At 68.6% G+C, this 12,572-nt stretch carries 13 protein-coding genes; 7 read left to right on the top strand and 6 right to left on the bottom strand.

What is annotated here, in order from left to right; translation table 11 throughout:
* Window positions 1–80: 80 nt before the first annotated feature.
* Window positions 81–728 (bottom strand): 16S rRNA (guanine(527)-N(7))-methyltransferase RsmG, encoded by a 648-nt coding sequence (rsmG, locus tag BMW88_RS00935; protein WP_089949390.1) that lies wholly within the window; start codon window positions 726–728, stop codon window positions 81–83.
* Window positions 729–884: 156 nt separating this feature from the next.
* Between rsmG and BMW88_RS00930 the strand changes: the two genes are divergently transcribed.
* On the top strand, window positions 885–1,397 hold the full coding sequence (locus tag BMW88_RS00930) for a protein-tyrosine phosphatase family protein (RefSeq protein ID WP_218147970.1): 513 nt from the start codon (window positions 885–887) through the stop codon (window positions 1,395–1,397).
* Window positions 1,398–1,503: 106 nt separating this feature from the next.
* Here the strand turns inward: BMW88_RS00930 and BMW88_RS00925 are convergent, their stop codons facing one another.
* From BMW88_RS00925 to rpmH, 5 genes are read right to left on the bottom strand one after another with little or no spacing between them, the layout of a single operon-like run.
* The gene (locus tag BMW88_RS00925; protein WP_177220858.1) at window positions 1,504–2,061 is read right to left on the bottom strand and encodes a Jag family protein; all 558 of its coding nucleotides are present in this window, start codon (window positions 2,059–2,061) and stop codon (window positions 1,504–1,506) included.
* A 30-nt stretch (window positions 2,062–2,091) separates the two neighbouring features.
* Window positions 2,092–3,129 carry a membrane protein insertase YidC gene (gene yidC, locus BMW88_RS00920; RefSeq protein WP_089948309.1) on the bottom strand — a complete coding sequence of 346 codons (1,038 nt, stop codon included), beginning with the start codon at window positions 3,127–3,129 and terminating at the stop codon, window positions 2,092–2,094.
* Window positions 3,130–3,132: 3 nt separating this feature from the next.
* Window positions 3,133–3,390, bottom strand: coding sequence for a membrane protein insertion efficiency factor YidD (yidD, locus tag BMW88_RS00915; RefSeq protein WP_089948307.1), 258 nt, complete (start codon window positions 3,388–3,390; stop codon window positions 3,133–3,135).
* Window positions 3,387–3,728 (bottom strand): ribonuclease P protein component, encoded by a 342-nt coding sequence (gene rnpA / locus BMW88_RS00910; RefSeq protein ID WP_089948305.1) that lies wholly within the window; start codon window positions 3,726–3,728, stop codon window positions 3,387–3,389. Before rnpA ends, yidD begins: the two co-directional genes overlap by 4 nt.
* A gap of 26 nt (window positions 3,729–3,754) precedes the next feature.
* Window positions 3,755–3,898, bottom strand: a complete 144-nt coding sequence (rpmH, locus tag BMW88_RS00905; RefSeq protein WP_030465619.1) for a 50S ribosomal protein L34 — start codon at window positions 3,896–3,898, stop codon at window positions 3,755–3,757.
* A 349-nt stretch (window positions 3,899–4,247) separates the two neighbouring features.
* On the opposite strand from rpmH, the gene dnaA reads away from it, so the two are divergent.
* The 6 genes from dnaA (at window position 4,248) to gyrB (ending at window position 12,550) form a co-directional block, all read left to right on the top strand.
* Window positions 4,248–5,828 carry a chromosomal replication initiator protein DnaA gene (gene dnaA / locus BMW88_RS00900; protein WP_089948303.1) on the top strand — a complete coding sequence of 527 codons (1,581 nt, stop codon included), beginning with the start codon at window positions 4,248–4,250 and terminating at the stop codon, window positions 5,826–5,828.
* Between the two features lie 658 nt (window positions 5,829–6,486).
* Complete coding sequence (dnaN, locus tag BMW88_RS00895; protein ID WP_089948302.1) at window positions 6,487–7,611, top strand: DNA polymerase III subunit beta; 1,125 nt, start codon at window positions 6,487–6,489, stop codon at window positions 7,609–7,611.
* A 43-nt stretch (window positions 7,612–7,654) separates the two neighbouring features.
* Window positions 7,655–8,569, top strand: coding sequence for a phosphogluconate dehydrogenase (NAD(+)-dependent, decarboxylating) (gene gnd / locus BMW88_RS00890; RefSeq protein ID WP_089948300.1), 915 nt, complete (start codon window positions 7,655–7,657; stop codon window positions 8,567–8,569).
* 5 nt (window positions 8,570–8,574) lie between these two features.
* Complete coding sequence (gene recF / locus BMW88_RS00885) at window positions 8,575–9,681, top strand: DNA replication/repair protein RecF (RefSeq protein ID WP_089948298.1); 1,107 nt, start codon at window positions 8,575–8,577, stop codon at window positions 9,679–9,681.
* Window positions 9,682–9,799: 118 nt separating this feature from the next.
* Window positions 9,800–10,333, top strand: coding sequence for a DciA family protein (locus tag BMW88_RS00880; protein WP_089948297.1), 534 nt, complete (start codon window positions 9,800–9,802; stop codon window positions 10,331–10,333).
* Between the two features lie 246 nt (window positions 10,334–10,579).
* Window positions 10,580–12,550, top strand: coding sequence for a DNA topoisomerase (ATP-hydrolyzing) subunit B (gene gyrB / locus BMW88_RS00875; protein ID WP_089948295.1), 1,971 nt, complete (start codon window positions 10,580–10,582; stop codon window positions 12,548–12,550).
* Window positions 12,551–12,572: the final 22 nt, after the last annotated feature.

Raw genomic sequence — 12,572 nt, 5'->3', positions numbered from 1 at the left:
GTTGGTCGGCTTGGCTTTGGTTTTGGGCTGAGGATCGGTTTCACGTGGAACATCGGCAGCGTGGAACTCCGGGTACACGCTCACCGGTCCTTCCTCGTCTGGCGCTCGACGATCAGCACCGTCGTCGGCACCTCGAGCACATCCGCTCCCACGACGACGACCTCGGCGTTGGCGCCACCGGCCTTGAGCACCGCAGCCCCGTCGCGGTCGAGCTCTTCCTGCGCGCGCTCGCCCTTGAGCGCGATCATCCGACCGCCGCCCTTGAGCAACGGCAGGCACCACCTCGTCAGCTTCTCCAGCGGCGCCACGGCTCGCGCCGTCGCCACGTCGCAGTTCTTCAACTGCGCCCGGATCGGCCCTTCCTCGGCGCGTCCCCTGAGCACGGTGACGTTGTCGAGTTCGAGTCGTTCCTTCACTTCCTCGAGCCAGGCGATGCGACGCGCCATCGGCTCCAGCAGCGTGATCCTCAGATCGGGACGCGCGATGGCGAGCGGCACACCGGGCAGCCCCGCACCCGAGCCCACGTCCACGACGCGCTCGTTCTGGTGGAACAGCTCCTCGATCACCGCCGAGTTGAGCACGTGCCGATCCCAAATCTTGTCGACCTCGCGGGGCCCAATGAGCCCCCGCTCGACTCCGTGCTCCGCGAGGAGCCGGACGAACTCGGCGGCACGGTCGACGTGCTCACCGAAGACGAGCTTCGCGTTGTCGGGCAACTCCCCGGCCATGTTCTCCGTCCGTGAGCGTTTCACGTGAAACCACGCGGCGGCGGAGTTCCGGCGGCCGGTGGAAAAGCTGGCGATTGCCAGGGCACCATCATGACGGATTGACCACTCGCTCCGCCAAATCCTGAGCGCCGTTTCACGTGAAACTTTGGGGGAAAGTTGCGCCCGAGCATCTACACCGTTTCCCACCCCGGTCCCGGCACGCTGTCGACGATGGCCCACCCGCCGGGCGGAGCCCTCTTGCTGCCCTATCTCCACGGACTGCGTCGGCTCGAGGTGGACGTGCTGGTGTCCGCTCAGACGGATTCGGAACGCGATGAGTGCGAGCTGTCCGACCAAGCCGCCTTGGCGGAGGCGGCCGGACTGCACTTCATGTGCGTGCCGATCGAGGACCGCACCGCACCCCTCGGGATGGAGGTGGTGGAACCGGTCGCATCGATCTACGCGCTCTACCGGGCGGGCGCCCACGTGGTGTTCCACTGCTGGGCCGGGATCGGCCGGTCGTCGTTGCTGGCGGCGTTGCTGCTGGGGATGGACGGGGTGGAGCCGGAGGCGGCCTGGCGGTTGATCTCGGCGGCGCGCGGGTTCCCGGTGCCGGACACGGGGGAGCAGGAGATGTGGCTGGCCGACTGGTGGGTCTCTCGGGATCGTCCGTTTCACGTGGAACAGTGACGCTGCGGCGGCGCTGATCTCCAGCGCGGCGCGTTCTCGTTCCGGACAGCAAACGGCCCCTGGCTCCAACCGGAACCAGGGGCCGTGGTGCCCGAACCGAACGGCGTCAGGGCTTGGGGAAGATGATGACCCGCCGCTGCGGCTCCTCACCCTCGCTCTCGCTGTGCACACCGGCGACCGAGGCGACGGCGTCGTGGACGACCTTGCGCTCGAACGGCGTCATCGGGTGCAGGCGCGCCCGCTCACCCGAAGCGAGCACCTTCTCCGCCGTCGAGCGGCCCATCTCGGCCAGCTCGGCGCGGCGGCCCGCACGCCACTGGGCGATGTCGAGCATCAGGCGGGAGCGGACGCCCGTCTCCTGCTGCACGGCGAGACGGGTCAGCTCCTGCAGCGACTCGAGGACGTTGCCTCGGGGGCCCACCAGCTTGGTCAGGTCCTCGCCGCCGTCGATGCTGACGACGGCACGGCCGCCTTCGACGTCCAGGTCGATGTCGCCGTCGTAGTCGAGCAGGTCCAGCAGGCGCTCGAGGTAGTCGCCCGCGATGTCGCCTTCCTGGACGAGCAGGTCCTCGGTCTTGCTCTGCGACTGCGGCTCAGCCTCGGTCCCGGCCTCGGCCGGCGTCGACGCCTCCACGTCGTCGGTCGCCTGCAAGGTCTCCGACACGATGTCTCCTCTCCGGGGCAACGCCCGAAATCAACGGCGCTTCTTGCTGCCCGGCTTCTTGCTGGTGGATCGGCCTGGGGTCAGGCCGGGGATCTCGGTGTTCGGCGCGGTGTCCGACGAGCCGTTGGTGGCGGCCGGGCGGGACGACGAGCCGCCGGGGCCCGCGGTCGGCTGGCGCTTGGCGCCGTTCGCGGGCTTGGCGCCCGGCGCCGGCTTCTTCGGGTTCACCGGCTTCGCGCCCGGCTTCGGGGCGAGGGCCTGGCGGGTGGTGGCCGCGGTGGTCTTCTTCTCCTCTTCCTCAGCGTCGATGCGCTTGTAGACGAAGTGCTGCTGGCCGAGGGTCCACGCGTTGTTGGACAGCCAGTACAGCAGGATCGCGACGGGGAAGAAGAAGCCACCGACCAGGACGCCCACCGGGAAGATCCAGAGCGTCAGCTTGTTCATGATGGCCGTCTGCGGGTTGTCCAGAGCGGCCTGGTTCTGGCGGGCGACCGAGTGGCGGGCCGTGAAGTGGGTCGCGATGGACGCGACGATCATCAGCGGCACGGACACGAGGATGACGTTCAGGCGCTCGGTGCCGAACTGCTCGAGCTGGTCGGCCGGCATCGTGATGAACGTCGAGAGGTTGGTGCCGAAGAGCTTGGCGTTGACGAACGAGTCGACGCCCTGCTTGTCGAAGAAGTAGACCTCGCCCCAGCCGGGCTTGAACGAGCGCAGCACGTGGAACAGACCGATGAACACCGGGATCTGCACCAGCATCGGCAGGCAGCCGCCGAGCGGGTTCACGCCGTGCTCGGACTGGAGCTTCTGCATCTCCTGAGCCTGGCGCTGGCGGTCGTTCGGGTACTTCTTCTTGATCTTCTGCATCTCCGGGGCGAACTCCTGCATCCGCCGCATGGAGCGCACCTGGCCGACGAACGGCTTGAAGAGGATGGCGCGGAGGGTGAAGACCAGGAAGATCACGGCCAGCGCCCAGGCGAACCCGCTCGCTTCACCGAAGACCTTGCCGAACACCCAGTGCCAACACCACAAGATGAAGGACACCGGGTAGTAGATGAAGTTGAGCACGGACTACTCCTCGGTGGATACGTCGGGGACCTGCCGCCTCGGCGGAACGGGGTCCAGGCCTCCAGGGTGCCAGGGTCCGCAGCGCAGCAACCGGCGGATGGTCAGCCAGGTTCCTCGCAGCGCACCGTGGACGGTCAGCGCTTCCACCGCGTACGCACTGCAGCTCGGGTAGAAGCGACAGGTCGGCGGCAGCAGCGGCGAGACGAAGCGCCGGTAGAAGTGCACCGGCAGCAGCGCGACCTTCGCGGGCAACGTGGTCATCGCAGCACCTTGCGCAGAGCGGAAGAGAAATCGGCGGCGAGCTCCGCGCTCGACGCCTCGGCTGCCGGTGCCAACGCCCGCACCACCACCAGAGTTCCCGGCGGCATGTCCGCGAGGCACGGGCGGACGATGTGGCGGAGCCGGCGGTACACGCGGTGGCGCACCACGGAGTTGCCAACTGCCTTGCTCACGACGAAGCCCACCTTGGACGAATCCAAGGTGGGCACGTCGGGCTTCAAGACGTGGACGACCAACCGGGGCCGTCCGGCGCGGCGGCCCCGGCGGACCACCAGGCCGAAGTCCTGGCTGCGGGTGAGCCGGGCGGCCGGTGGTAGCACGACGACGCTGCGCTTACCAGCCGCGATCAGGCGGACAGCGTGGCACGGCCCTTGCTGCGGCGCGCGGCCAGAATGGCGCGGCCGGCGCGGGTCCGCATGCGCAGCCGGAAGCCGTGCGTCTTCGCGCGGCGGCGGTTGTTGGGCTGGAAGGTGCGCTTACCCTTGCTCACGGTCGGTCTCCCGGTGCTTCACTGCTGACAAAGCCTGTGTGGTCGTCCCCGACAGCGGTGGACGTAGGCGCGCGAAAGGCGCCCGTCGCAAGCGGGAGACTCGTACGAGGGTACGCATGCCCGGGTGCGGCGACCAAATCGGGGTGGCCGAGGCCACGTCTTGTGACGCGTGGCGGGCCTTGTTACCGTTCTCCCCTCGCGCGTGCCGGAGCTGGCTTGGGAGCCGCCACCGTACCGGCAACACAACGCACCATTTAGTGCACAGTTGTGGATAACTCTGTGGATGCCTCTATTCTCCGTGTCCACAAGTGGAGTCATCGGCTCCGGCGGAGGGGAGGGGAGCGCGGAGGTGTCCAACCAGCAGGTCGACCTTGGTCTCGTGTGGGCCGAGGTGGTGCAGGAACTCGCCACGAGCCACCTGTCCCCTCAGCAGCGCGCGTGGATGAGGGTCACCCGTCCGATCGGTCTGCTCGACGGAACGGCCCTGCTCGCGGCGCCGAGCGACTTCGCGAAAGAGGCGATCGAGCGCGCGCTGCGCGATCCGATCACCGCCGCGCTGTCGCGCAGGCTCGGCCGCTCGGTCTCCCTCGCGGTGAAGGTCGACTCGCCGGAACCGCTGAACCCCCCGACGACTCCCATCCCGGTCCAGGCGGTCGGGATCGTGCCGCCGGTCCCGGTCGTCCCCAACGGCGACACGCCCGTCCTCGCGGATGAGACGACCGGCGCGAACGGTGAGGACGGGTCCGACTCGGACGAGGTCGACGAAGCCGGCGACGCGCTCGCCGCCGTCACCGAGATCTGGCCGACCTTCAACACCGCCAACACGGCGGCGGCCGCGACGCCGAACACCAACCTCCCGTACACCCGGCCGGCGAACCCGTCGCCGTCGCAGACGCGGCTGAACGAGAAGTACAACTTCGACACGTTCGTCATCGGCGCCTCGAACCGGTTCGCGCACGCCGCCGCCGTCGCGGTGGCCGAGGCTCCCGCCAGGGCGTACAACCCGCTCTTCATCTGGGGTGAGAGCGGCCTCGGCAAGACGCACCTGCTGCACGCCGTCGGGCACTACGCCCAGCGCCTGTTCCCCGGCATGCGCGTGCGGTACGTGTCGACCGAGGAGTTCACCAACGACTTCATCAACTCGCTGCGCGACGACCGCAAGGTCGCCTTCCAGCGCCGCTACCGGGACATCGACGTGCTCCTCGTCGACGACATCCAGTTCCTGGAGGGCAAGGAAGGCACGCAGGAGGAGTTCTTCCACACGTTCAACACGCTCCACAACACGAACAAGCAGATCGTGGTGTCGAGCGACCGGCCGCCCAAGCGGCTGGAGACGCTGGAGGACCGCCTGCGCACGCGGTTCGAGTGGGGCCTGATCACCGACATCCAGCCGCCGGAGCTGGAGACGCGGATCGCGATCCTCCGCAAGAAGGCGGCCCAGGACCGGCTCGCGGCACCGGCCGACGTGCTGGAGTTCATCGCCTCCCGCATCGAGCGCAACATCCGCGAGCTCGAAGGCGCGCTCATCCGCGTCACGGCGTTCGCGTCGCTCAACCGGCAGCCCGTCGACATCCAGCTCGCCGAGATCGTGCTGCGCGACCTCATCCCCGACTCGCACGCGCCGGAGATCACCGCGCCGACGATCATGGCGGTCACCGCGGAGTTCTTCGGCGTGTCGATAGACGACCTCTGCGGCCCCGGCAAGACGAAGGCGCTCGCCCAGGCGCGGCAGATCTCCATGTACCTGTGCCGCGAGCTGACGGACCTGTCGCTGCCGAAGATCGGCCAGACGTTCGGCGGCCGCGACCACACGACGGTGATGCACGCGGACAAGAAGATCCGCAAGGAGATGGCCGAGCGCCGGCGGATCTACGACCAGGTGCAGGAACTGACGTCGCGGATCAAGCAGCGCGCCCGCCACGCTCCCTGAGCCTCCCCGGGTGGCAACCAAGGGGTCCTCCAACACGGAGGGCCCCTTTTTCGTGCGCGCGCAACGGAACCCAACGGCGTACGACCAGCGCACGGCACGTACGCGCGCGCTCGAACCCGGGTGAAGCCGAGGGTGCCGGGCCGCGCCGCGAGGCTTTCTGTTCACCACCGGCACTCGAAGGGGTGGGGACAACTGGAAAAGTCTGTGGCCCCGGCCACGATCCGGCCACGGAAGCCTGTTGAACACCCGGGTACAACTGCCCCGCACCCGGGGACGCACCCGGGGACAACTGTGGACGATCTGTGGATCGAGACCTGTGCACAACCGGCTGTCCCCGGGTGCGCCGATCTGTCCCCGGGTGCCATCCCCCCTTAGTCCACATGGCCGGAGGTGCTCCGACCTGCGCGTTCAACAGCAGTCCACACAATCCACAGCCCTTACTGTTACTGCTGTTGGATCTTTTCCAGGAAGAACTTCAAAGCAAAACAGCGGGGGACAGCTCCCGGGGATCGGTGCCCGAACCCCGAAGTGACGGGAAGGGCCAGGACGCTCTAACGTGGTTGCTCCGCACCTCGGGAAGCCGAGGGTCGAGGCTCCCTGACCCCCACTGGCACGTTGTCGTGGTCGGGCTTGTCGACTGTCGAGGAAAGGACGCCTCATGAAGATCCGCGTCGAACGCGACGGCCTGGCCGACGCTGTCGCCTGGGTCGCCCGCAGCCTTCCGTCCCGTCCGCCGGTCCCCGTGCTGGGCGGGGTGCTGCTCGACGCGGAGTCGGACGACTCGCTGACGGTCTCCGGCTTCGACTACGAGGTCTCCGCCCAGGTCGGCGTTCCGGCCACGATCGCCGACGGCGGTCGCGCGCTGGTCTCCGGCCGGCTGCTCGCCGACATCACCAAGGCGCTCCCGAACCACCCCGTCGAGATCGCGGTCGACGGCGCCCGCATGATGATCACCTGCGGCAGCGCCAGGTTCAGCCTGCCGACGATGCCGGTCGAGGACTACCCGGCGCTGCCGTCGATGCCGCAGCTCATCGGCGAGCTCCCGGGTGAGGTCTTCGGCGAGGCGGTCGGCCAGGTCGCCGTCGCGGCCGGCAAGGACGACACGCTCCCGATGCTCACCGGTGTGCGCGTCGAGATCGGCGAGGGCAAGCTGACCCTCGTCGCCACGGACAGGTTCCGGCTCGCGATGCGCGAGTTCCCGTGGGAGCCGGACGCGTCGCTCGGCGAGGTCGCCGTGCTCGTCCCGGCCCGCACGCTCGGCGACGCGGCCAAGACGCTCGGCTCGTCCGGCAGCAAGGTCGAGATGTCGCTCGCGGCCAACGACGGGCTGCTCGGCCTGTCCGGTTCCGGCAAGCGCACGACGACGCGCCTGCTCGACGCCGACTTCCCGAAGTACCGCCAGCTCCTGCCGACCGAGCACTCCGCCGCGGCGATCATCGAGGTCGACACGCTCGTCCAGGCGATCAAGCGCGTCTCGCTCGTCGCCGAGCGGGGCACCCAGGTGCGCCTCGAGTTCGTCGACGGCGGCCTGCGCCTGTCCGCCGGTGGCGACGACGAGGGCTCGGCCGAGGAAGAGCTGCCCGTCGAGTACACCGGCGACGCGGTCACGATCGCGTTCAACCCCGGGTACCTCCTCGACGGTCTGGGAGCGGTCCGCACGCCCCGTGTCCACTTGTCCTTCACCACACCGAGCCGACCGGCGCTGCTCAAGCCGGTGGACGAGGATGGCAACGTGGCTCCGGGCTATCTGTACCTCCTGATGCCCGTTCGCCTGCCCGGCTAAAACCTCTTACCGGGTAACAAGAAGACGTTTAGGGGAGAACACCGTGCAGCTCGGACTCGTCGGCCTCGGCAAGATGGGTTTCAACATGCGCGAGCGGGTGCGCCGAGCCGGTCACGAGGTGATCGGCTACGACCGCAACCCGGAGGTCAGCGACTCGGAGTCGTTGGCGGACATGGTGGCCAAGCTCGAGGCACCGCGCGTGGTGTGGGTCATGGTGCCCGCGGGCGACATCACCAGGAACACGGTGAAGGAGCTCTCCGAGCTGCTGTCGCCCGGTGACCTGGTGATCGACGGCGGCAACTCCAAGTTCACCGACGACCGCGTCCACGCGGACCTGTTGGCGGAGAAGGAGATCGGCTACGTCGACTGCGGCGTGTCCGGCGGCGTGTGGGGCCTCGAGAACGGCTACGCGCTGATGGTCGGCGGCGACGCGCGGCACGTCGAGCAGGCGATGCCGATCTTCGACGCGCTGCGTCCGGAGGGCCCGCGCGAGGAAGGCTTCGCGCACGCGGGCAAGGTCGGCGCCGGTCACTACTCGAAGATGGTGCACAACGGCATCGAGTACGGCCTGATGCAGGCGTACGCCGAGGGCTTCGAGCTGCTCGACAAGACCGACGTCGTGGACAACGTGCCCGCCGTGATCTCGGCCTGGCAGCGCGGGACCGTCGTGCGGTCGTGGCTGCTCGACCTGCTGGTGCGCGCGCTGGCGTCCGACCCCGAGCTCGACGACCTGCGCGGCTACGTCGAGGACTCCGGCGAGGGCCGGTGGACCGTCGAGGAGGGCATCAACAACGCGGTGCCGCTGCCGGTGATCTCCGCCGCGCTCTTCGCGAGGTTCCAGTCGCGGCAGGAGGACTCGCCCGCGATGCGCGCGGTGGCCGCCCTGCGCAACCAGTTCGGCGGTCACGCGGTGCACCTCGCCGGGCCGTCGTCCGGCGCGGGCAGCACCCAGGGCTAGCCGGGGTGCACGTCAGACACCTCCAGGTCAGCGACTTCCGCTCGTGGGAGCTCGCCGACCTGGCGTTCGAGCCGGGGGTGTCGGTGCTCGTCGGGCGCAACGGCCAGGGCAAGACGAACCTGGTCGAGGCGATCGGGTACGTGGCGACGCTGGGATCACACCGCGTCGCCACGGACGCACCGCTGATCCGGCACGGTGCCCAGCGCGCCGTCGTGCGGGCGGCCGTGGTCAACGACGACCGCGAACTGCTCGTCGAGCTCGAGATCACGGCGGGCAAGGCCAACCGGGCGCGGATCAACCGCGGCCCGGTGCCGCGCCCGCGCGACGTGCTCGGGATCCTGCGCACCGTCCTGTTCGCCCCGGAAGACCTCTCCCTCGTGCGAGGCGACCCGAGCGACCGCCGGCGGTTCCTCGACGAGATGCTCGTGCTGCGCGCGCCCCGGTACGCCGGCGTCCGCAGCGACTACGACCGCGTCCTGAAACAGCGCAGCGCCTTGTTGAAGACGGTGAAGCACAGCAGATCGGCGGACCTGTCCACGCTCGACGTGTGGGACGGGCACCTCGCCCAGCACGGCGCGGAGCTCCTGGCCGCCAGGATGAAGCTGGTCCGCGACATGGCTGACCACGTGACCTCGGCGTACGCGGAGGTCGCCCCGGAGTCGCGGCCGGCGCTCATCTCCTACCGGTCGAGCGTCGGCGACCTGCCCGAGGACCGGGAGAGCATCGAGGACCTCCTGCTGGCCGAGCTCGACCGGGTGCGCCGGCAGGAGATCGAACGCGGTGTGTGTCTCGTCGGCCCCCACCGGGACGACCTGGATCTGACGCTCGGCGAACTTCCCGCGAAGGGGTACGCCAGTCACGGAGAGTCATGGTCCTTCGCCCTGGCCCTGCGGCTCGGCGGGTACGAGCTCATGCGTGTCGACGGCGTCGAACCGGTGCTCGTGCTGGACGATGTCTTCGCGGAACTCGACCGCGGCCGCCGCCGGCAGCTCGCGAAGGTGGCAGCCGGTGCGGAGCAGGTGTTCGTCACCGCGGCGGTGGCGGAGGACGTTCCGGACGAGCTCAGCGGTGCCCGGTTCGAGGTGCACGGCGGGGAGGTGCGACGTGTCTGACGCAACGCATGACGCTGGGGGTTCAAACCCCCCACATGTAGCTCGATCGGCTGTGTCGGCCCACACATCTGGGGACAAGTCTGTGGATGGTGTGGATAACTCCGTCACAAAACCCGACTTGTCCACAGGTTCATTCACACCTGAGGGTGAGCAGCTGAAGGGTTCCGATCTCGCACGGGCGGCTCTGGAGGCCGCGAAGGCCAGCGCGAAGGCCCGCGGCCGGGTGCCGGGGAGCAAGTCGAAGGGCCGTCCGGTCAACCGCCGGCGACGCCGCTGGTCGGGGCCGGGACCCGACGACCGCGACCCCCAGCCGCTCGGCCGGATCGCCTCCCGGCTCGCCGCCGACCGCGGCTGGGTCGAGCAGCTCCAGGGTGGTCAGGTCTTCGGCCGGTGGGCGAAACTGGTGGGTGAGGACGTCGCCGAGCACGCGAAACCGATCGCGCTCAGTGACGGGGAACTGACGGTCCAGGCGTCGTCGACGGCGTGGGCCACCCAGCTGCGCCTGCTGCAGCGCGACCTGATCAAGCGCATCGCCGCGGGCGTCGGCCACGGCGTCGTGAAACGGCTCAAGATCAAGGGCCCGGACGCCCCGAACTGGCGACACGGCCCCAGGCACGTTCCGGGGCGCGGTCCGCGTGACACCTACGGGTGAGGTTCTGTCAAGGGCTCAGCGGCCGTTCTGTGGCTCATTGAGCGTTCACCTCTGGATTTGAACCCCCTTTTCGGCGGTCCTGACCCGGCTGGAGCCGCGTGAGGCGCTCTGTGACCGAATCAAAGGTGTCCTTGCCCCCGTTCTGTCGGTGTGCCCCGGTAGAATCACAGGAGAGCTTCACCCCGTCCCAGAAGTAGGGGAACACCGTGCGGGCCCCGCCCGCATCAGCGAGGAGACTCCAGGCCCGTGTCAGCTAAGAAGAATGAGTACGACGCGTCCTCGATCACCGTCCTCGAGGGTCTCGAGGCAGTGCGCAAGAGGCCGGGCATGTACATCGGTTCGACCGGCGAGCGCGGTCTGCACCACCTCGTCCAGGAGGTCGTGGACAACTCGGTCGACGAGGCGATGGCCGGCTACGCGACGACGGTCGACGTCACACTGCTGGCCAACGGCGGCGTCCGGGTGATCGACGACGGTCGTGGCATCCCCGTCGACGTCCACCCCGTCGAGGGCAAGCCCACCGTCGAGGTCGTGCTCACCACGCTGCACGCGGGCGGCAAGTTCGACAGCGACTCCTACGCGGTGTCCGGTGGCCTGCACGGCGTCGGCATCTCGGTGGTGAACGCGCTGTCCACCGCCGTCGAGGTCGAGATCAAGCGCCAGGGGTACGTCTGGACCCAGCGCTACGAGAACTCGAAGCCCGCGCACGACCTGCGCCAGGGCGACCCGACCGACGAGACGGGCACGACCGTCACGTTCTGGGCCGACCCGGAGATCTTCGAGACGACCGAGTACAACGTCGAGACGATCGCGCGCCGCCTGCAGGAGATGGCGTTCCTCAACAAGGGGATCACCATCGTCCTGCGCGACGAGCGGGTCTCGGCCGAGGACGAGGAAGCCGACGCGGAGGGCCACAAGGCCGCGGTGAAGGAGCGCGTCTACCACTACCCGGGTGGCCTGGAGGACTTCGTCCGCCACATCAACCACACCCGCGAGGCCGTGCACCAGAAGGTGATCGGTTTCGAGGCGCAGGGCGAGGACCTCCAGGTCGAGGTCGCCATGCAGTGGAACACCGGCTACACGGCCTCGGTCTACACCTTCGCGAACACGATCAACACGCACGAGGGCGGCACGCACGAGGAGGGCTTCCGCGCCGCGCTGACGCGAGTCGTCAACGAGTACGCGCGCGAGAAGAAGCTCCTCAAGGAGAAGGACACCAACCTCACCGGTGACGACATCCGCGAGGGTCTCGCCGCGATCATCTCGGTGAAGCTCAAGGAACCCCAGTTCGAGGGCCAGACGAAGACCAAGCTGGGCAACAGCGAGGCCAAGTCGTTCGTGCAGAAGTCGACCAACGAGCACCTGGCCGACTGGTTCGAGCGCCACCCCAACGAGGCCAAGACGATCGTCACCAAGTCGGTGTCGTCGGCGCAGGCCCGCATCGCCGCCCGCAAGGCCCGCGAACTGGTGCGCCGCAAGGGCGCGCTCGACATCGGCGGCCTGCCCGGCAAGCTGAAGGACTGCCGCTCGACCGAGCCGGAGCGCTGCGAGCTCTACATCGTCGAGGGCGACTCCGCCGGCGGCTCGGCCAAGGAGGGGCGCGACTCCATGTACCAGGCGATCCTGCCGATCCGCGGCAAGATCATCAACGTGGAGAAGGCGCGCATCGACCGCGTGCTGAAGAACACCGAGGTCCAGTCGCTGATCACCGCGCTCGGCACCGGCATCCACGACGAGTTCGACCTGAGCAAGCTGCGCTACCACAAGATCGTGCTGATGGCCGACGCCGACGTCGACGGCCAGCACATCCGCACGCTGCTGCTGACGCTGCTGTTCCGCTTCATGCAGCCGCTCATCGAGCACAACCACGTGTACCTCGCGCAGCCGCCGCTCTACAAGATCAAGTGGCAGCGCACCGAGCCGGAGTACGCCTACTCCGACCGCGAGCGCGACGCCGTGATCAAGGACGGCATCGCGTCCGGCAAGAGGCTCGGCAAGGAAGACAACATCCAGCGGTACAAGGGTCTCGGCGAGATGAACGCCGAGGAGCTGTGGGAGACCACGATGGACCCGGCGAACCGGATCCTGCGGCAGGTCACCATGGACGACGCGGCCACCGCCGACGAGCTGTTCAGCGTGCTCATGGGCGAGGACGTCGAGGCACGTCGTTCGTTCATCACCCGTAACGCCAAGAGCATCAAGTTCCTGGACATCTGAGTCCGGTCTTGGTTCCTAGGCA

The organism is Lentzea xinjiangensis, from assembly GCF_900110955.1.
In the GTDB taxonomy this organism is placed as follows: domain Bacteria; phylum Actinomycetota; class Actinomycetes; order Mycobacteriales; family Pseudonocardiaceae; genus Lentzea; species Lentzea xinjiangensis.
The sequence above is the reverse complement of the archived record's forward strand: the minus strand, read 5'-3'. Positions and strand labels throughout refer to the sequence as shown.

Coding starts and splice junctions, on each gene's coding strand:
- dnaN (WP_089948302.1), top strand. CDS start 6,487: ATGAAGATCCGCGTCGAACGCGACGGCCTGGCCGACGCTGTCGCCTGG.
- yidD (WP_089948307.1), bottom strand. CDS start 3,390: ATGACCACGTTGCCCGCGAAGGTCGCGCTGCTGCCGGTGCACTTCTAC.
- rsmG (WP_089949390.1), bottom strand. CDS start 728: ATGGCCGGGGAGTTGCCCGACAACGCGAAGCTCGTCTTCGGTGAGCAC.